Annotated in this window: 19 protein-coding genes and 1 tRNA gene; 9 read left to right on the forward strand and 11 right to left on the reverse strand. The window is 65.6% G+C overall.

From position 1 onward, the window contains the following. Positions 1–2: 2 nt before the first annotated feature. Positions 3–2,405 carry a ribonuclease R gene (gene rnr, locus THIMADRAFT_RS10090; RefSeq protein WP_007192926.1) on the reverse strand — a complete coding sequence of 801 codons (2,403 nt, stop codon included), beginning with the start codon at positions 2,403–2,405 and terminating at the stop codon, positions 3–5. Between the two features lie 117 nt (positions 2,406–2,522). Here rnr and THIMADRAFT_RS10095 point away from each other — a divergent pair. Together THIMADRAFT_RS10095 and THIMADRAFT_RS10100 are read left to right on the forward strand one after the other, a co-directional pair. Next, positions 2,523–2,609 (forward strand) — tRNA-Leu (locus THIMADRAFT_RS10095). 142 nt (positions 2,610–2,751) lie between these two features. Continuing rightward, on the forward strand, positions 2,752–3,063 hold the full coding sequence (locus THIMADRAFT_RS10100) for a DUF4282 domain-containing protein (protein WP_007192927.1): 312 nt from the start codon (positions 2,752–2,754) through the stop codon (positions 3,061–3,063). A gap of 9 nt (positions 3,064–3,072) precedes the next feature. Here the strand turns inward: THIMADRAFT_RS10100 and mtnC are convergent, their stop codons facing one another. From mtnC to THIMADRAFT_RS10135, 7 genes are all read right to left on the reverse strand, one after another. Further along, complete coding sequence (gene mtnC, locus THIMADRAFT_RS10105) at positions 3,073–3,756, reverse strand: acireductone synthase (RefSeq protein ID WP_007192928.1); 684 nt, start codon at positions 3,754–3,756, stop codon at positions 3,073–3,075. Positions 3,757–3,765: 9 nt separating this feature from the next. Then, positions 3,766–4,305 carry a 1,2-dihydroxy-3-keto-5-methylthiopentene dioxygenase gene (locus THIMADRAFT_RS10110; RefSeq protein ID WP_007192929.1) on the reverse strand — a complete coding sequence of 180 codons (540 nt, stop codon included), beginning with the start codon at positions 4,303–4,305 and terminating at the stop codon, positions 3,766–3,768. Continuing rightward, entirely contained in the window at positions 4,302–4,919 is a 618-nt protein-coding gene (locus tag THIMADRAFT_RS10115; RefSeq protein WP_007192930.1) for a methylthioribulose 1-phosphate dehydratase, read from the reverse strand. The genes THIMADRAFT_RS10110 and THIMADRAFT_RS10115 overlap by 4 nt, the downstream gene beginning before the upstream one ends. A 182-nt stretch (positions 4,920–5,101) precedes the next feature. After that, a complete protein-coding gene (locus tag THIMADRAFT_RS10120; RefSeq protein ID WP_007192931.1) occupies positions 5,102–5,872 on the reverse strand; it encodes a DUF2189 domain-containing protein in 771 nt (256 codons plus the stop codon). Between the two features lie 378 nt (positions 5,873–6,250). Beyond that, on the reverse strand, positions 6,251–7,723 hold the full coding sequence (locus THIMADRAFT_RS10125) for a DegQ family serine endoprotease (RefSeq protein ID WP_007192932.1): 1,473 nt from the start codon (positions 7,721–7,723) through the stop codon (positions 6,251–6,253). A 147-nt stretch (positions 7,724–7,870) separates the two neighbouring features. Beyond that, positions 7,871–8,647 (reverse strand): YdcF family protein, encoded by a 777-nt coding sequence (locus THIMADRAFT_RS10130; RefSeq protein WP_007192933.1) that lies wholly within the window; start codon positions 8,645–8,647, stop codon positions 7,871–7,873. 57 nt (positions 8,648–8,704) lie between these two features. Beyond that, entirely contained in the window at positions 8,705–9,607 is a 903-nt protein-coding gene (locus tag THIMADRAFT_RS10135) for a complex I NDUFA9 subunit family protein (protein WP_007192934.1), read from the reverse strand. 372 nt (positions 9,608–9,979) lie between these two features. On the opposite strand from THIMADRAFT_RS10135, the gene THIMADRAFT_RS10140 reads away from it, so the two are divergent. After that, positions 9,980–10,765 (forward strand): sulfite exporter TauE/SafE family protein, encoded by a 786-nt coding sequence (locus tag THIMADRAFT_RS10140; RefSeq protein WP_040730859.1) that lies wholly within the window; start codon positions 9,980–9,982, stop codon positions 10,763–10,765. A 186-nt stretch (positions 10,766–10,951) separates the two neighbouring features. On the opposite strand, the gene THIMADRAFT_RS10145 is transcribed toward THIMADRAFT_RS10140, so the two are convergent. Further along, positions 10,952–11,575, reverse strand: coding sequence for a hypothetical protein (locus THIMADRAFT_RS10145; protein ID WP_007192936.1), 624 nt, complete (start codon positions 11,573–11,575; stop codon positions 10,952–10,954). An 11-nt stretch (positions 11,576–11,586) separates the two neighbouring features. Continuing rightward, entirely contained in the window at positions 11,587–13,551 is a 1,965-nt protein-coding gene (locus tag THIMADRAFT_RS10150; protein ID WP_007192937.1) for a transglycosylase SLT domain-containing protein, read from the reverse strand. Positions 13,552–13,680: 129 nt separating this feature from the next. Between THIMADRAFT_RS10150 and THIMADRAFT_RS10155 the strand changes: the two genes are divergently transcribed. Continuing rightward, complete coding sequence (locus THIMADRAFT_RS10155) at positions 13,681–14,106, forward strand: hypothetical protein (protein WP_007192938.1); 426 nt, start codon at positions 13,681–13,683, stop codon at positions 14,104–14,106. A 54-nt stretch (positions 14,107–14,160) separates the two neighbouring features. Continuing rightward, the gene (locus tag THIMADRAFT_RS10160) at positions 14,161–14,520 is read left to right on the forward strand and encodes a hypothetical protein (RefSeq protein ID WP_007192939.1); all 360 of its coding nucleotides are present in this window, start codon (positions 14,161–14,163) and stop codon (positions 14,518–14,520) included. A gap of 26 nt (positions 14,521–14,546) precedes the next feature. Here the strand turns inward: THIMADRAFT_RS10160 and THIMADRAFT_RS10165 are convergent, their stop codons facing one another. Beyond that, a complete protein-coding gene (locus THIMADRAFT_RS10165; protein WP_007192940.1) occupies positions 14,547–14,912 on the reverse strand; it encodes a DUF134 domain-containing protein in 366 nt (121 codons plus the stop codon). A 239-nt stretch (positions 14,913–15,151) separates the two neighbouring features. Here THIMADRAFT_RS10165 and THIMADRAFT_RS10170 point away from each other — a divergent pair, with 239 nt between their 5' ends. Genes THIMADRAFT_RS10170 through THIMADRAFT_RS10185 form a run of 4 tightly spaced genes read left to right on the forward strand, consistent with a single transcriptional unit; the run spans position 15,152 to position 17,777 of the window. Then, on the forward strand, positions 15,152–15,523 hold the full coding sequence (locus THIMADRAFT_RS10170) for a NifB/NifX family molybdenum-iron cluster-binding protein (RefSeq protein ID WP_007192941.1): 372 nt from the start codon (positions 15,152–15,154) through the stop codon (positions 15,521–15,523). Positions 15,524–15,529: 6 nt separating this feature from the next. Then, complete coding sequence (locus THIMADRAFT_RS10175; protein WP_007192942.1) at positions 15,530–16,408, forward strand: ATP-binding protein; 879 nt, start codon at positions 15,530–15,532, stop codon at positions 16,406–16,408. Continuing rightward, complete coding sequence (locus THIMADRAFT_RS10180; RefSeq protein WP_007192943.1) at positions 16,405–17,358, forward strand: ATP-binding protein; 954 nt, start codon at positions 16,405–16,407, stop codon at positions 17,356–17,358. The genes THIMADRAFT_RS10175 and THIMADRAFT_RS10180 overlap by 4 nt, the downstream gene beginning before the upstream one ends. Positions 17,359–17,405: 47 nt before the next feature. Further along, positions 17,406–17,777: a NifB/NifX family molybdenum-iron cluster-binding protein gene (locus THIMADRAFT_RS10185; protein ID WP_007192944.1), complete on the forward strand. Its 372-nt coding sequence runs from the start codon at positions 17,406–17,408 to the stop codon at positions 17,775–17,777. The last annotated feature ends 1 nt before the right edge of the window (position 17,778 follow it).

Below are 17,778 nucleotides of genomic sequence, written 5' to 3' on the forward strand. Positions count from 1 at the left end.
CGTCAGGAGGTCGGCGCAGCGCCGGCCGGTTTGCGTTTGCGCCGATTGCGCGAACGCGGCTTCTTGGCGCCTTCGGCAGGCTTGTCTGCCCCGGCCTTGGAGGACGCAGGTTTCTGTTGAGGCGATGCCGCGCCCTGGCCCGCTGCCTGAGCCGTCGGCTTGGGTTTCGACTGACGTCCGCCCTGCCCGTCCTTCCCTGCCTTGCCGCCCTTCCCGCTCGACTCGGCGAGCACGAAATCGATCTTGCGATCGTCGAGATTCACGGCCGCAACCTGCACCCGCAGCGGATCGCCGAGACGGTAGACAGTGCCGGTGCGCTCGCCGTGCAGGCGATGGCCGATGGGGTCGAAATGGTAGAAGTCGTTGTCGAGCGCGGTGATGTGCACCAGACCGTCGACGTGGACCTCGTCGAGCTCGACGAAGATGCCGAACGAATTGACGCTGGTGATGATGCCGTCGAACTTCTCGCCGAGCTTGCCCTGCATGAACTCGCACTTGAGCCAGTCGTCGGCGTCGCGGGTCGCCTCGTCGGCACGCCGCTCGGTGCCCGAACAGTATTCGCCGATCTGCTGGAGCTCCATCTTGGAGTAATCCAGGTCGGCCGCGGTCCCGCCGCGCAGGATGTGCTTGATGATCCGATGGACGACGAGATCCGGGTAGCGACGGATCGGGGAGGTAAAATGCGTGTACGCATCGTAGGCCAAACCGAAATGGCCGACGTTGTCCGAGCTGTACATCGCCTGCTGCATGGAGCGCAGCAACACGGTCTGGATCAAACCACGATCCGGACGGTCTTTGACCATCTCGAGCAGCTCTGCATAATCCTTGGCGGTCGGCTTCTCGCCGCCCGGAAGCTTGAGCGCGAGCTGTCCCAGGAACTCGCGCAGGTCGCTCAGCTTCTCCGCATTCGGTAGGTCATGGATGCGGTAGAGCGCCGGCATCTTCTTGCGCTCGAAGAGACGCGCCGCAGCGACGTTCGCGGCGAGCATGCATTCCTCGATGATCTTGTGCGCCTCGTTGCGCACCAGCGGCACCACGGCGGCGATGCGCCCCTGCTCGTTGAAGACGAACTTGGTTTCGACGGTGTCGAAGTCGATCGCACCGCGCTCGGCGCGCGCTTGGTGCAATGTCTGGTAAAGGGCGTAGAGCTCATGCAGGTGCGGCAGCAGGTCCGCGTGCTTCTCGCACAGATCGGCATCGCCGTCGATGATCATGGCGGCGACCTGATCGTAGGTCAGCCGCGCATGCGAGCGCATGACACCCTCGAAGAAGCGCGTCCGCGTGACCTTGCCCTCGGCGTTGATGTAGAGCTCGGCGGTCATGCAGAGCCGATCGACATGCGGGTTGAGCGAGCAGAGCCCGTTGGAGAGCACCTCCGGCAGCATCGGGACGACACGGTCCGGGAAGTAGACCGAGTTGCCGCGTGAATAGCCCTCGGTATCCAGCGCCGTACCCGGCACCACATAGCTCGAGACGTCGGCGATGCAGACCAGCAGCTTCCAGCCCTTGGGCTTGCGCTCGCAATAGACGGCGTCGTCGAAGTCGCGCGCATCGGCCCCGTCGATCGTGACCAGGGGGAGCTTGCGCAGATCGGTCCTGCCCTCCTTCGCCGCCTCCGGGACCTCGCTGCCGAGCCCGGCGATCTCGGTCTCAACCTCCTCCGGCCAGTCGATCGGTAGATCGTGTGCACGGATCGCGATGTCCGTTTCCATCCCGGGCGCCATGTGATCGCCGAGGACCTCGAGGATCCGGCCGATCGGCTGGGTGCGCTGGGTGGGCTGATCCGTGATCTCGGCGACGACGATCTGGCCTTGCTCGGCGCCCGCGATGCGGTCGCTCGGGATGATGATGTCGTGGGTCAGTCGCTTGTTGTCCGGCGCGACGAAGCCGACACCGCTTTCTTTATAGAGCCGCCCGACGACGGTCCGGGTCTTGCGCTCCAGGATCTCGACGACCGCACCCTCGAGCCGACCCCGTCGATCGCGCCCTGCGACACGCACGACGACACGATCGCCGTGAAACAGCGCACGCATCTCTTTCGGGTAGAGGTAGAGGTCGTCGCCACCCTCGTCCGGGCGCACGAACCCGAAACCGTCCGCATGTCCGATGACACGACCGGCGATCAGATCGCGTCGGTTGACCAGACAGAAGGCCTGGTTGCGATTGCGTACCAGCTGACCGTCTCGCACCATGGCCCCGAGTCGCCGCTCGAGGGCGATCAGATCCTGCTCGTCGGTGAGATTGAGCTCGCGGGCGACCTCGTCGGCACCGGCCGGTGCGCCCAGATTGGTGAGTGTTTCGAGGATGAATTCGCGACTGGGGATGGGGTTGGCGTACTTTTTCGCCTCGCGCTGGCGATGGGGATCCGCTTCTTTGGCGGCTGTCGGATTTCGGCGTCTTGTCACTTGGGCTCGTTCTTGTCCGGAAAAGGTTAGTGTAGCCTTGACACCCTTCGGTTGTCTCACTAATATTCGCGCCTTGCCACGGGGGCGGCCTTCTTCAAGACATCCCCGGAACCTCATGCCGAGGTGGCGGAACTGGTAGACGCGCATGGTTCAGGTCCATGTGGGCGAAAGCTCGTGGAGGTTCGAGTCCTCTCCTCGGCACCATTTCATATCGAATTTCGAATCAGGCTCACCCCGAATGACGGGAGCCCGAGCCAGCACCCGCATCTGAATCGATCGCCGCAAGGCCGACGCTCCGCCTCCCGCATTCCCCGGACGCGGTAGCGAGACACCATGGTGTTTTCGGATGACCGACTTCCTCTCCTTCGACACCATGATCAGCCGCCATGCGCTGCTGGTGTTCTACTATCTGGGCGCCGTCGTCATGCCCCTCGCAGCCTGGCTCATGGCGCTGTTCTTAATGCGCCGCTTCGAGCCGGTGGGCGACGCATATCGAGCCGGGATGGGGCTTCTAACCGCGACGGTGCGCCTGCGTTGGCGCGTGCTCGGAATCCTGCTGTTCGTCGCTGCGTTCCTCTTCATGGAGCTGATGTGGCGCATCATGTTCGAGTATCTGATCGCCTTTATGCAGATGCGAGACGCCTTGGTCCGAAATTGAGGCCGCCGCTCAATCCTCGATCGGCCGAACCCCATCGAAATCATCGGCGACCGGGTGCTCCCCGAAGGGCCCGGTCACGCCTTCGCGGCGCAGCGCAGTCGTCGCCATCCCTGCATCGCGCGCGGCATCGAGCTCCTCGCGAATGTCCGAGAGGAAAAGAATCTCTGCGGGCGACAGACCGACCTCGGAGACAATGGCACGGTAGGCGTCGCGCTCGCGCTTGCCGCCGATGCGCGTATCGAAAAAGCCGGAGAAGATCGGCGTGAGGTCGCCGTACTCGGTGTGCCCGAACAACAGCTTCTGGGCATGCACCGAGCCGGAGGAATAGACATAGAGCCGCAAACCGGCACCGTGCCAGTCGCGCAGGCGGCGGGCGGCATCCTCGTAGATGTGGCCGCGAAAATCGCCGCGGGCGTAACCCTCCTCCCAGATCAATCCCTGCAGGGCCTTGAGCGGGGTGATCTTGCGGTCGGTCGCGATCCACTCGAGCAGCTGCGCGATCAGCGCCTCGTCGTCGCCGGATCCACCCGCGACGGCGCGTGCATCGTCGAGCAACTGCGCCACCTGCGGTTCGTCGCGATGCGCCCGCACGAAGTCAGGCAGATGCTCCGCGGCGTAGGGAAAGAGCACGTCCTTGACGAACGAGAGGCTCGATGTGGTGCCCTCGATGTCGGTGAGGATGGCCTTGATCATGAGGACGGATTACTCGAAGCGGGGAAAGCGCGACGCGATGTCGCTGCCGGTGAAGTTGGCGACCCAGCCCTCGGGGTTCGTGAAGAGGCGGATCGCGGTGAAGTGCGGGCGCGGACCCATGTCGAACCAATGGGTCGTACCGTCGGGGACACTGATGAGATCGCCCTGCTCGCAGATCACGGCATAGACCCTGCCATTGGTGTGCAGATAGAACAGACCGCTGCCCTCGACGAAGAAGCGCACCTCGAACTCGCTGTGGGTGTGCTCGTTGAGAAACTTCGCGCGCAGGGCCTCGCGATCGGGGTGGTCCGGCGTCATGCGCAGGACATCCACCGAGCCGAAGCCGTAGTCGGTCATCAAGCGATCGATATCATTGCGATAGGCGGCGATGACGTCCTCGGGCGTCGCATCCGACGCCAGGACGCGATCGGCCTGCCAGCGCTCGAAGTTGACGCCGAGGGCGCCCAGCTCACGCCGGATGTCGACGAAGTCGGTGAAGACCGCCTCGGGTGCAGCGCGGTCTTCGGCGTGGATGCGCAGCTCGCTCATCGGGTGATGCTCCTCATGAGGGTTTCGCATTCGAGCAGGAACTCGAATGCCTCGATCCGCCGACGCGCGTCGGCAACGTTGCTGCCCCAGGTATAGAGGCCGTGACCGGCAATCAAGTAGCCCGGCAGATCCGGCGTGCGCTCCAGTATCCGCTCGACCTCGAGCGCCAGACGGGCGATGTCCTGGTCGTTGGCAAAGACGGGCAGCGCGAGCCGAGTCGCGTGCGTCTCGATCCCGGGCAACGCCTTCAAGACCTCGTAGTCGGAGAGTATCAAGGCGTCGCCGGCCAGGCGCGAGAGCACGGTGGCGTTGACCGAGTGGGTGTGGAGCACGGCGCCGATGGTCGGGTCGCGGCGATACAGCATCAGATGAAGCTCGGTCTCGGCGGACGGCCGACAGTCGGCGCTCAGGACGGTGCCGTCGACGTCCATCGCCATAATGCCGCTCGCGTCGAGCTCGCCCTTGTGACGGCCCGACACGGTGATGGCGATCCGGTTCGCATCCAGACGCGCGGAGAGGTTGCCGGAGGTCGCCGGCAACCAGCCGCGTGAAAAACAAAAGTGACCGACGCCGATCAACTCGGCGGCGCGCTGTTTGAAGACCTCGGGATCCACGATCTCGGTTCCGCCGGATAAAACGCGCAATCTAAGGCAGAATCGGGATGAGGTCCAACGGTGGAGGCACGACCGACCCCACGAAGGAACACCTTTGCCACGGTCGTCGTTGTCGTTGTCGATTACGACAACGACAACGACAACGCTTGGATTCCGTGCTCAACCTGGTTCCGAGACGTGACTCATTTCACCAAATCGCGGTAGGCATGCCAGGTCGCATGCCCGAGCAGCGGAAAGACGACGACCATGCCGACGAGGAAGGTCGCAAAGCCCATACCGGCGAGGATCACGATCAGAGCGGCCCACAGGATCATCGCCGGCAGATCGGCAAGCGTGACACGGATACTCGTGCGTACGGCGGTCGGCGAATCCACGTGACGGTCGATGATGAGCGGGACCGCGACGACCGATCGCGCAAAGACGACGCATGCGAGAAGGCCGCCGACCACGGCGTAGGAGATCATCTGCGCCTCGGTCAACTGCTCGAGCACGCCACCCCACATCGTCGCCTCGATGCCCGGACCGGCGCTTCCCAAGGCCAGATGCAGCATCAGGGTAGAGGCCGCAAACCAGATCGCACCGATCGCCAACAGCTCGGCCGAAAAACGAAGCAGGGCCTTGCGATGATCGGCAAGAACCGAGAGCGATGTCTCGAAATCGGCGGGCTCCCCGGCGGCGCGGCGACGGGACAACTCGCACAATCCCGCCGCGAAGAGCGGGCCGACGAGCAGGAAACCCGAGACGGCCGCGGCGATGAAATACGGGTGCCGCCAAAAACCGAGGATCACCGCACCCAGCACGGAGACGAGCAAACCGTAGGCAAGACTGGCGCGAGGGGTCCGGCGAAGATCCTCCCATCCCCTGCTCAGCCAGATGAAGGGTCTTACCAAGGACACGTGCATGACAGGCAATGCGGGGCCGCCATGCCCGCTGAGGTGGGTCACGAGACTCATGATTCTTCCTCCCGACGGTTGTCGTGTTCTACCGACGGGGTTGCCGGAACGGCGACGAGATCCCTCGCCGCATCGCGAAACGATGCTGTATGAGGTGGCTCGCTGGTCTGGACGATATCCGTTGCACTGCCTCCCGGATCCCCGATCGGCGCGGACTTCAAAACCAACTTTTACGCTTGGTCTTCAGAGATAGACTAGTCGCGGCAGGGCGGATTCGCAAGTGATGTCGATGACGTCGGTCGATAGACAGGCACGGCAGCGGCCGGCCGAGGACCCGAGGCGACAGCGCTGGACACCTGCATCCGGCGGGGCTGCTGCGCAGAGGCGCCGCGGACGCGCGGCCGGGGCGCGGCGGGAATCCCTTCCCGTCGTGCGCGGCTACCAGCTCAGGACGACGAAGCGCTGCATAGCGTCTTTGCGCACCAGCAGCAAGACGCGCCCGGCATCGCGCCCGGCCTTCACCGCTTGCTGAAAGTCCGCGACGCTCTTCACCCACTCACGGTTGACCTGCAGGATCAGCGTTCCCGGCTCGATGCCTGCCGCGGCGGCGATCGAGTCGGGCTTCACCTCCGTGACCAGGACACCCTCGCCGGGCTGACCGCCGAACTGCTCGGCAAGCTGCGGCGTGAGGTTCTGTAGGGTAAGTCCCAGCTCCTCGCTGGTCTGGGTCGGGGACGCGGAGGCGAGCGCATCGGCGTTCAGCGTCCCGATGGTGACCTGCAGGGTCTGCCGTTGCCCCTCGCGCACGATCGTGAGCTCCTGATTGCTCCCCGGCGGCGTGAGCGCGACCCGGTTGCGGAAATTCCCGACATCGGTCACGGGCTCGCCGCGATAGGCAACGATCACGTCGCCCTGACGCAGACCGGCCTGACCCGCCGGGCTGTCTTCCGTGACCTGTGCGATCAGAATCCCCTCGCCCTGCTCCATCCCGAAGGACTCGGCCAGGTCCGCGGTCAGCGGCTGGATCACGATACCCAGGAATCCGCGCGTCACCTCGCCCTGCTCGATCAACTGATTCGCGATGGCGTTGGCGAGATTGATCGGGATAGCGAAACCCACACCCATGTAGCCGCCGCTGCGACTGAAGATGGCGGTGTTCATGCCAACCACGGCGCCGTCGAGATTCACGAGCGGCCCGCCGGAGTTCCCCGGGTTGATGGCGGCATCCGTCTGGATGAAATCCTCGTAGTCGTTGATGCCCAAGCTGGTGCGCCCGGTGGCGCTGACCACGCCGACCGTCAGGGTGTGGCTCAACCCGAAAGGATTGCCGATCGCGACCACCCATTCGCCGACCTCGAGCTTCGCCGAGTCGCCCAGAGCGAGTGCCGGCAGGCCGCCGGTCTTGATCTCGATGACGGCCACGTCGGATTGCGGGTCGCGACCGGTCACCTCGGCATCGAATTCACGCCCGTCCTGAAAGGTGACGCGGATCCGATCGGCGCCCTCGACGACATGATTGTTGGTCATGATGTAGGTCTTGTCGGCGAGCAGCCCCGTCTCTGCGGCGAACACGAATCCGGAGCCCTGCCCCATGGAGCGCGGCTCCCCGGGCGGGGCTTGGGGTGCTTGGCCGCGCGGGAGACCCGGAAAGCCCTCGCCGAAGAAGCGCTTGAAAAACTCCTCCCCGAACGGGAGCTCATCGCCGAAGGGCAGCCCGAGGGGGGCCTGTGCAGTTGTGGTCCTCTGGCCTTCGACCTGGATGAAGACGACCGAAGGAGAGACTGCCCGACCGACCGATGCGAACGCCTTGCCGGTCTCGCGCAGGCTCTCGACACCGCCGTCCAACGCCTGCGCGGGGACGGCGAGTACCGCGGCCGAAAGCATCGCTAGAATTAAAAAATGCCTTTTCATCGTTACCTCCAATGAATTGACCTGGTCAATCGAATTCGCTCGGTCGATCTCACGTGTCCGGGTTTCGCTTGCACCGGCGTCACCGGCCTCGGGTCGTTCGATCGCCGATGGCCGATGGCGACGATCGGCGATCGGCGATCGGCCACCTCAGAGCTCGGCCCAGCCGCGCCAACTGTAGACCCACCATCCGACATACTCTTTCAGGGCACGCGTACTGTCGGACAAGGCCTCGGCGTCCGGCAACCAGCGCATGAGATGCGCCGGCTCGGGCATCACCTCGAAGTCGGTCGCCGCCGGCACGGCATTGATCCCCGCCGACCGAAAGGTTGCCAGTGCACGCGGCATGTGCAGGGCCGAGGTCACCAGCAGGACGCGATCGATACCCTCGGCGCTCAGGATCTCGGCGGTATAGAGCGCGTTCTCGCGTGTGTTTCGGCTGCGCCCCTCCAACAGGATCGCATCGGGCGGCACGCCCAGATCGGTGAGAAAACGCAGCATCCCGTCGGCCTCGCTGCGGCGCTCGCCCGCCCACGGCATTGCGCCCCCCGAGACGATGACGCGTGCGGCCTTTCCCCCATGATAGATCCGCGCCGCATGCCAAACGCGGTCCGACGCCCGCCCGAGATCCGGGTCCGGCCAATCCGGCGGGCCTCCTCGGATACCGCCGCCGAGGACCACGACGGCATCCGCTGCCGGCAAGGCGCCGACCGGCTGATGCGCGAACCGGCCCTCCAGCGACAGTCGCAAACCATCCGAGACGATCGGTATCGACCAAAGGGCGAGCCAAAGGATCCCGGCCGACAGGGCCAAGAGTCCCGAGCGACGCCAGCCCGCGATCAGGAGCACGAGCGCCAGCGACGCCAGGACAATGGAGAACCCGAGCGGATAGGCGAGTTGGCTGAGCAGCTTGTCGAGGTAGAGCATGGGATCGATGACTCCGAGCGGCCGGATCTTCGGGCCGACCGAAGCCGTGCTCAGACGCTAACCCAGATAAGCCGGCACCACGGCATCGACATCGGTCGCCGCGATGCCGAGCCGACCGAGTCCATCCTCGCGACAGATGCTGTCGATCTGCAGGGACAGATAGTTATCCGTGCTGAAGGGCTTACCCGGAAGCTTCTCGAAGAGGCGCGCCTGGAGTCGCGCGAGACGATCGCTCAGCGCGACCACCCGGACCTTGCGCCCGATGCGGCTGCCCGTATAGGTCAGGATATCGCGCAGCGCAAAGGTACGCGGTCCGCACAGCTCGTAGATCTGTCCTCGGCTCGCCGGATCTCGGAGCGTGCGCAGCATCGCGGCGGCGACATCGCCGACATAGACCGGGGCGAATCGCGCGTCGGCACAGGCCAGCGGGAATGGCCCCGGCAGCAAACGCAGCAGCGATGCGAAACGATTGAAGAGTCCGTCGCCCGGCCCGAAGATGACGGACGGTCGAAACACCGTCACCGCCAATCCCTGCTCGGCCGCGGCCGACGCGACCGCCTCGCCCCTGCCTTTGCTGCGCAGATAGTCGCTCGGACCGGCCGGGTCCGCATTCAGGGCACTCATATGAAGGTAGGCGCCGACACCGGCGGCGAGCGCCCCGCGCACCGTCGACTCGACCATCCCGACGTGGGACTGCTCGAAGGTGCGCCCGCCCCCCTCGTTGAGGATGCCGACCAGATTCACCACGGCGTCGCATCCGACCATCAGATCAGCCAAACCGGCTTCGTCCCATTGCTCGAGCTGCACCAGCTCGCAGCCCGGAACGAGCCGCAGATCGCGATAGCGATGGGGATGGCGCGTCGGCACACGGGTCCGATACCCGGCGCCGGACAGGATATTCAAGAGGTGTCGACCGACGAAGCCGGTTCCCCCGATGACACAAATGCACGGATGTCTCATGATGTCGTCGTGACTCGTCTGGGGCGTCTCGGCGCCCGTGGCCAGACTAAACCGCGTCCAGGTGTGCTTTTTCGCTCCGAGGATCGCGCGACCTCGCCGCAACGTGCGACGATGGCGAGACGCGGTTTAGGAAATTCAAAACATCCCTGAAGCTCACTGAAGTCCATGACGTTCACTGGTCTCGTGGATGGGCTCCGCCGCGACCCCGGCGAGTCCGCTCGCAGGATGCGATTGAACCCGACCGGACGACATTGGCACAAGTCATGGCGCACGCGCAATGTGCGATTCAATCATTCGTCGCGGATCCGTTTCAAAGCCCGCCGCGGCCACCTATCGCCCATCGGGGCCTTCGATCGTTCAGGACCGAATCCAGTGCTCGAGCTTCTAGCCTATCTCGCCATCGGCGCCGCCTCCGGGCTGCTGGCCGGTCTCTTCGGTGTCGGCGGCGGCGTGATCGTCGTGCCGGCGCTGATCCTGCTCTTCGCACAGATCGGCATGGGGTCCGAGTGGATCCCGCATGTCGCCGTCGGAAGCTCGCTGGCCGCCATCGTCGGGACTGGGGCGGCGTCGACCTATGCCCATCACGGGCGCGGCGCGGTGCGCTGGGATCTGGTCGCCCGACTGGCACCCGGCATCGTCATCGGCGCTTGGCTCGGGGCCGCCTTGGCCGGGTTTATCCCCGAGCTGTGGCTGACCCGTCTCTTTGCCGCCTTTCTCGCCTATGTCGGGCTGCGCATGCTGATTCCGCGGCAGATCCATCAGGATCGCACCCTGCCCGGCCCCAGGGGGATGTGGACCGCCGGCGGAGGCATCGGGACACTCTCCGCACTGGTCGGGATCGGCGGCGGCACCCTGACGGTGCCGTTCCTGAGCAACCGGGGCATCGACATGCGCAAGGCCGTGGGCACCTCGGCCGCCTGCGGTTTGCCGATCGCAGTTGCAGGCGCCATCGGCTTCATGGTCGTCGGCTGGGGGCGCGAGGGATTGCCCGATGTGAGCACGGGCTTCGTGTACTGGCCTGCCGTCGGAGCCATCCTGCTCGCCAGCATGCCCACCGCGCCCCTCGGCGCGAAACTGGCGTATCAGTTGCCGGTTGGACTTCTCAAGAGGCTGTTCGGGGTGTTTCTGCTCTTGATTGCCCTGCGCCTGGCCTATTGAACCGCGTTCGGGTGTCCGATATGCAAGGCTCGCCGGCTGGGCTTACGTCGGATCGATCCGCAAAGGTCGGAGTCGACCCGGTTCAAGAGTTTTTTTGGATTGACTCTGAACCGCGTCTTGGCGAGGCTCTTGACATCCTCGACATCGCTTCCGACGAAGACAACGCGGATATGCTCAGGACGCGGTTCAGCCGCCCTCGAGGACGAGACGGCGATAGAGATAGATCTGGCCCTGACGGTCGCGCAAGACCAAGCGGCCCTGATCCAAGGCGTACTCGAACTCCTGACTAAAGCCCTCGCGCCGATTGGTCAGCTCGACCCGATCTCCGGTGATGCGCATATCGCCGTCGATGTAGCCGCTGAAAGGTGCGTAGATGCGGTAGCGTCCGCCCTGCACGATCAGGAGTCCATCGTCGCTGCCCTCCCAGATCCCCTCCAGCGGACTCGCTGTCCAAGGCATCGCACCGGTCATGGCACTGCCCGGATTGAAGCGCTCCAACATCTGGCCCATCTGGCCCATCTGAGCCGTCGGATCCATCTGCGAGGAACCGGGGAAAGGCATCGTGCCTGCGCCCGGGACGCCCGGCATGGCCCCGAACCCGGACGGCCATCCGGACATGCCCATTGGATTCGGTACGCCCGGCGAACCGCCGGACATGGCTCCCCCTGCGGTACCGAAGAGACCCATCGCCTCCATCATGCGCACCATGGCATCGGCCATGGCCGAGCGCGTATCGGCGAGCGCGGGCGGGGCCGCCAGCGAGAGCCAAATCGCGATACAGGCAAGAGAAATGCGGACGACGGTCGACATCAGTGTTTCATTCAGGACTCGAAAAAATCCGCGCCGGGCACGGGGGGGAGCCAATCGGACAGGCGTGTCGGCGGAAGCCCCAAACGCTCGCCGTAGATCACCCGATAAGCGAGGACACGCTCGACATACCGACGCGTCTCGAGGAAGGGGATCGACAGGATCCAAAGATCGGCCTCGAGACAGGCGTCCGGCAGCCAGCGTGCGACACGCGCCGGCCCGGCATTATAGGCCGCCGTGGCCAACGCGGCGTGACCAAAACGATCGCGCATGCGTGTGAGGTACGCACTGCCCAACGCGATGTTCACGGAAGGGTCGAGCAGATCCCACCGCGACGGCGGATCCAGATCGAGCGTCTGCGCGACCTCTCGGGCCGTGGTAGGCAGGAGCTGCATCAGACCGACCGCACCCGCGTGGGAGGCCAGGGTGCCGGCAAAGACGCTCTCTTGTCGAATCACGGCGAGGATCCAGTCCGGCTCCACGCTCCGCTGCCAGGCCTGCTCCTCGACCAAGGCGCGATAAGGGGTCGGGAAACGCAACTCCATGTCGTCCCAGTAGCCGGACCGTGCCGATGCCTGAATGGCCTGGTCGTGCCAGCGCATGACGTCGGCCACGTAGGCGGCCGCCAGCAGATCCGGGCCGTCCAGATGCTCCATCAGCTCGCGCCACTCGCGCCGCATGTCGGTCTCTCGGCCGAGTCGGCTCAGCTCGCGCATGCGTGCGAAGGTGGGGCCGCTCGCCAAGGCGCGGATCCGCTCGGGCTCCGCGGGCGTCCCGGCATGATCGAGCCGATAGGGCAGCCCCAACCGGTCCGCAGCCAGAAAGGCCCAGAGACTGCGCCCCTCGGCTGCCCGCTTCAGGGTGGCGTGCGCTGCCGCGTCGCGCCCGAGCTCGGCCTCGGCACGCCCTTGCCAGTAGAGCCAGCGGTCGCGCTTGACGGCACCCTCGGGCATTCGAGCCACCCACTGCGAGACCCGCTCCCAGGCCCGCAGGGCGACCGCCGCACGCAGGCGAGCCTCTTGCTCGGTCATTGTCCGCTCGGTCGCGCGCACGCCATCCCAGACGGCGAGCCCGCGCGGATCCCCGGCGCGTGTCAACGCCTGTCCTATCGCCGCATGGGCGCGATCGGAGGCCGCGCCATCCGTGCTCAAAACGTCCGCGAGAGACGCCAGCGCGTCGGCGGTTGTCTCGGGCGAGCCAGGCGCCAAACGGGCCAGCCCGTGCGCGAGGATCGCAGCGCGTTGCGGATGGCCGTCCTCGACGGACCCCGGATCCAGAACCAGCGCCGGATCGGCGTCGACCGCGCGCCATGCTGCGTAGCGATGCTTCTGCGCATCCGGGAGGAGCCCGCCCAGATAGCCGGCGACACCGCGCTCGCCCGCCTCCATCGCCAATCGGACGCGCTGCAGGATGCGCTCGGTCGTGAGCCCACCGGCATCGCGCCACGCCGCGAACACAGGATCGCAGGCATCCGGCTGCGAGCGGGCCGACAACCAAAGAGGCTCCACCCCGGCGAGCGCCTCGTCGCGCCGCCCGGTCTCGATGAGTGAACGAAGATAGAGACAGCGCCGCTCGGTCGCGCGGTCCGGCCGATAGATCCGCGCATAGTCCGACCAGCGCTCGGCCGCCGCGAGGCGTGCCAGATAGGCCAGACGCAGACGGGTCGCAAGTTGGGTCTGCGGGTAATCGCCGAGAAAGCGCTCGATATCGGCATCCGAGGTCGCCTCGAGGTCCCGGGTCAGGAAGGCGAAGCGCAGGTAGGGATACAGCGGATAATCGGCGAGACCCGCGGAGAGACGATCGAAGGTCTCGATGTCGTTTGCCTCGAGCGCCCGCTCGGCAGCCAGAAACGCGGGGCGATCGTTCGCGCAGGGTTGACCGAAAAAGGCGCACAAGACGAAGCACAGGGCCGTCGAAGCACGACCTCGGACTCGCAAGACGCCCGACAGGGCCCGCAGAGGCGGTGGACTGGCGAACATGGATGTAAGGAAAGTCCTGATGGGGAAAGATCCCGATACGCTTGCCGGCACCCGCCGAGTCGGCGACACTTCGAGTCCGGATCCGCTCGTATTGCGGTCGCCGCCGACCCAGTGGATAGAATAACGCCGATGCACCTTCGACACCGCTACTTCAGCCTCACGGGCATGACCGTCGCCCTCCTGGGCTTTGCAATCGCCTGCGTAGCTGCCGACGCACCGAAGCTCCAAGGCATCTATTCCAATATGGAGCCGTCGGTGGAGCAAGGAGAGCTGATCGGCATGGAGGTCTTCATCCTGCCTCATGTTCGGGATGACGAGGTCGCTTACGTCGCCTTGGTCCAGTTCTCCGATGGCCTGCCGACGCGACCTCAGCTCGTCGACCTGGCGATTCGGGACGACGGCATGTCCTTCACGGCCGTCCATCCTACCGAAGGGGAGATCGGATTCGAAGGGACCATCGACGCGGACGGGCTGACCGGACGCTTCGACGCCCTGGGCGAGGTCTCCCTGCCGCGCGGGGAGAGCATCTGGCAATGGGGCGCGAGCGGGCGCTGACACGACGGCGCCATCCGCGGCCTCCGACACTCCATTTCTCATAGAGAGATATCCATGAAGACATTCATCCTCGCCCTGATCTTTCTCTTGATCGGAAGCGCAGTCGGAGGTTTCCTCGCACTCGGCTTCGGTGCCGGATTGGGTGCCGCGAGCGGGCTGGTGATCGGATCCCAGGCCGGTGCCTGCCTGGCGGTCGAGACCGCCGAAGAGAGCGGTCTGGTGACCGATCCCGCTCAGATCGACGCGCTGATCGCCACCACGATCGCGAAGATCCGCGAGAAAAGCGGTGCTGTGCCGGCCGAGGCCGGGCTGCAATGGATCAGCAACGCCGCCGAGTGCCGGGACATCGTCCGCCAATTGGTCGAAGGCCCCGAAGCTGTCGCTCAGGCGCCGGCCGCCCCGCGACCGGAGTGAGCCGAGCCCGGACGTTTAAGGCCGACTCACACCGCCTCGCCTCTTTCGTCCTCCGGTCGATCCGGTGTCACGACCGCCCCGCCCCGCGCGTCCGCGACGCGGGTCTTCCCGCTCTGCGGCTCCACCACCAGCCGTTTTCCGCTGATCAGGGCGTCCGTCACCTTGCGCCGCGCCTGCGCGAGTGTTCTCGACAAGGTGGTCCGCGAGATGCCCATCCGCACGGCACACTCCTCTTGATATAAGCCTTCGAGGTCCGCGAGACGTAAGGCTTCAAGCTCATCGGCGCGCAGCGTTACGGTCTCCAGGCCTCGTCCCGGTCGTCCGCAGGGTTTGAAACAGAGAAAGCCCGGATCGAAACCGATACATCGGGCGCGCCGCTTTCGACCCTGCATCAGGCCTCCTCAAGTGAAGTGTTCCGATTCGCGGGATCAGTAAAACGCACATATGTCCGGTTCACATTGACGGATATCAGGGTCTTGGCCCGCGAGAACGGAGGAAAATGCCGATCACTCAAGTCGGAATACGACTTTCAACCCAGCGACGTGGAGCCCCGCCCGGCATCGGCTCGGCACGGGACGCACCCGTCCGCAGACACACCTCCATGAGCGAGCACGACAGGAGAACACCCCCGATGAACGTCGCCATCTCGATCGCCGGCCAAACCCCGGACGCGCCTTTCGATGCCCGCTTCGGTCGCGCGGAGTCCTTCTGCGTCGTGGACACGGACACCGGCGCTTGGACGTTCCACGCCAACCCGGCCTTGTCCGCGTCGGGCGGAGCAGGCGTGCTCGCCGCGCAGTTCATCGCGCGCCTGGGCGCGCAGGCGGTCGTCAGCGGGGCTTACGGCCCCAAGGCGCATCGCACCCTGTCCGCGGCACGCATCGAGTGCTTCCTTGCCCCGGGAAACGAGGCGCGCAGCGCCGCCGAGATTCTGGACGCCTTCAACTCGGGACGCTTGACCCCGGCAGATGACGCCACGCATGGCGGCCACCACGGAGACTGAACCGGGATGCGCATCGTTGTAGCCAGCGGCAAGGGCGGCACCGGCAAGACCACCGTCGCCACCAGTCTCGCGCAGGTGGCGGCCGAGCGGGATGCGGTGCGTTTTCTCGATTGCGACGTGGAAACACCGAACGCCGCACTGTTCTTGCATCCGCGTCTGGATGTCCACCGCGACGTCGGGATCCGCGTGCCGCGGGTGGATCCGCAAACCTGCAACGCCTGCGGCACCTGCGCCGAGATCTGCCGATTCAATGCGATCGCGGTGGTCGGCGAAACGACGCTGGTGTTCGACGACCTCTGTCACGGCTGCGGCAGCTGCACCTGGATGTGCCCGGAGCAGGCCATCACCGAACATCTGCTCGTAACAGGCTCGATCGATAGCGGGACCACGCCGGACGGGATCGCCTTTGCACGGGGCATGATGAACGTCGGCCAGGCGATGGGCATGCCGATCCTGCGGGAGCTGAAGAAATCCTCCCCGGCGCTGTCGCCGACAATGACCGTCCCGCCGCGGCGCACCCTGGAGATTCGCGATGCCCCGCCCGGCGCCTCCTGCCCGGTGGTGGAGACGATGCGCGGGGCGGACTTCGTGTTGTTCGTGACCGAGCCGACCCCCTTCGGCCTGCATGATCTGAAACAGGTCGCCGCCATCGCCCGCGAGTTGGGCCTCCCGGCCGGCGTGGTGATCAATCGCGACGGGATCGGCGATGCCGCCGTCGATGCCTATTGTGTCGAGAGCGATCTGCCGATCTTGCTGCGCATCCCGATGGACCGACGCATCGCCGAGGCGATCGCCGCCGGCAGTACCCTCGTGGAGGCCAACCTCGACGATCGACACCGATTCCGGGCCCTGCTCGAGCGCATCCTCGCCGAGGTGACCGTATGAAACAGCTCGTCATCCTCAGCGGCAAAGGCGGCACCGGGAAAACCAGTGTCGTCGCGGCCTTCGCCCATCTGGCCTCCGCGGGTCCCTTTGCCGGTCAGGTTATCCTCGCCGACGCGGATGTGGACGCGGCGAATCTCGAGTTGGTGCTCCACCCGAAGCGATTGGACACCGAGCCCTTTCGCGGCGGAGAGGTAGCTGTCATCGACGAAGACCAATGCGTGCAGTGCGGCGACTGCGAGTCGATCTGTCGTTTCGACGCGATCGTCGAGACCGATGCCGGTTGGATCGTCGATCCCGTTGCCTGCGAAGGCTGCGCCGCCTGCGTCCATCAATGCCCCACGGCGAGCATCGCCATGCAGGAGCAGACCGTCGGGGAATACGCCTATTCCGACAGCCTCTACGGACCGCTCCACCATGCCCACCTGTATCCCGGGCAGGAGAGCTCCGGAAAGCTGGTCACGGAAGTGCGACAGCGCGCCTGTCGGCAGGCCCTGGATGAGCAACGTCCGCTGGTCCTCATCGATGGACCGCCCGGCATAGGCTGTCCGGTCATCGCCGCCGTCTCGGGGGCGGACTTGGCGCTGCTGGTGACCGAGCCGACAGTGGCCGGCCTACAGGATCTGCGCCGCGCCCTGCAAACCCTCCGACACTTCGGGGTACCGGCACTGGTCTGCATCAACAAGGCCGATGTCTATCCCGTCGGCGCGCAGGGGATCGACGCCTATTGCCGCGCGAACGGGATCGACACCGTCGCCCGCGTGCCCTTCGATCCCTCGGTTCCCGGCGCCATGGTCGCGGGCGCGGCCGTCACCGCCTATCGCCCGGACGCCCCCGCCAGCCTCGCCCTGTCCGCCGTGTGGCAGCAGGTTGTGGCTGTCCTCGCGAAGGACCTGCCGGGCGCCGCACCAGCCGCAACGGTCGGGGACGCCGCGCGCAACAACCCCGATTAGCCCCCATTGAACACCCATTGAACACCCGATCAATCAGGAGATTGAAGATGAAGATCGCCATTAGCGCCGAATCCGACCAGGGTCTCGACAGTCAGGTCGCCCAGCATTTCGGCCATGCCCCCTACTTTATTATCGTGAACATCGAGAACGGCGCGATCACCGCGACACTGGACATCGCCAACCCCTTCGCCGAAGCGCATCAGCCGGGACAGATCCCGGACTTCATCAAGCAACAGGGGGTCGACGTGATGTTGAGCGGTGGCATGGGCGGTCGCGCCATCGAGTTTTTTAGACAGGCAGGCATCATGACCGCGACCGGGGCGAGCGGTACGGTGCGCGCGTCGCTGGACAGCTATCTGGCCGGCACGCTCGCCGCCGCGGCGCCCTGTGCCGAAAGCGTGGAGCACGGGCACGGTTGAG

This window comes from Thiocapsa marina 5811 (assembly GCF_000223985.1).
Classification (GTDB): Bacteria; Pseudomonadota; Gammaproteobacteria; order Chromatiales; family Chromatiaceae; genus Thiocapsa; species Thiocapsa marina.

Excerpts from the sequence above, each read along its gene's own strand:
- THIMADRAFT_RS10100 (WP_007192927.1), top strand. The coding sequence starts at position 2,752 with ATGACCGACTTCCTCTCCTTCGACACCATGATCAGCCGCCATGCGCTG.
- mtnC (WP_007192928.1), bottom strand. The coding sequence starts at position 3,756 with ATGATCAAGGCCATCCTCACCGACATCGAGGGCACCACATCGAGCCTC.
- THIMADRAFT_RS10110 (WP_007192929.1), bottom strand. The coding sequence starts at position 4,305 with ATGAGCGAGCTGCGCATCCACGCCGAAGACCGCGCTGCACCCGAGGCG.
- THIMADRAFT_RS10120 (WP_007192931.1), bottom strand. The coding sequence starts at position 5,872 with ATGAGTCTCGTGACCCACCTCAGCGGGCATGGCGGCCCCGCATTGCCT.
- THIMADRAFT_RS10125 (WP_007192932.1), bottom strand. The coding sequence starts at position 7,723 with ATGAAAAGGCATTTTTTAATTCTAGCGATGCTTTCGGCCGCGGTACTC.
- THIMADRAFT_RS10130 (WP_007192933.1), bottom strand. The coding sequence starts at position 8,647 with ATGCTCTACCTCGACAAGCTGCTCAGCCAACTCGCCTATCCGCTCGGG.
- THIMADRAFT_RS10135 (WP_007192934.1), bottom strand. The coding sequence starts at position 9,607 with ATGAGACATCCGTGCATTTGTGTCATCGGGGGAACCGGCTTCGTCGGT.
- THIMADRAFT_RS10145 (WP_007192936.1), bottom strand. The coding sequence starts at position 11,575 with ATGTCGACCGTCGTCCGCATTTCTCTTGCCTGTATCGCGATTTGGCTC.
- THIMADRAFT_RS10150 (WP_007192937.1), bottom strand. The coding sequence starts at position 13,551 with ATGTTCGCCAGTCCACCGCCTCTGCGGGCCCTGTCGGGCGTCTTGCGA.
- THIMADRAFT_RS10155 (WP_007192938.1), top strand. The coding sequence starts at position 13,681 with ATGCACCTTCGACACCGCTACTTCAGCCTCACGGGCATGACCGTCGCC.
- THIMADRAFT_RS10160 (WP_007192939.1), top strand. The coding sequence starts at position 14,161 with ATGAAGACATTCATCCTCGCCCTGATCTTTCTCTTGATCGGAAGCGCA.
- THIMADRAFT_RS10165 (WP_007192940.1), bottom strand. The coding sequence starts at position 14,912 with ATGCAGGGTCGAAAGCGGCGCGCCCGATGTATCGGTTTCGATCCGGGC.
- THIMADRAFT_RS10170 (WP_007192941.1), top strand. The coding sequence starts at position 15,152 with ATGAACGTCGCCATCTCGATCGCCGGCCAAACCCCGGACGCGCCTTTC.
- THIMADRAFT_RS10175 (WP_007192942.1), top strand. The coding sequence starts at position 15,530 with ATGCGCATCGTTGTAGCCAGCGGCAAGGGCGGCACCGGCAAGACCACC.
- THIMADRAFT_RS10180 (WP_007192943.1), top strand. The coding sequence starts at position 16,405 with ATGAAACAGCTCGTCATCCTCAGCGGCAAAGGCGGCACCGGGAAAACC.
- THIMADRAFT_RS10185 (WP_007192944.1), top strand. The coding sequence starts at position 17,406 with ATGAAGATCGCCATTAGCGCCGAATCCGACCAGGGTCTCGACAGTCAG.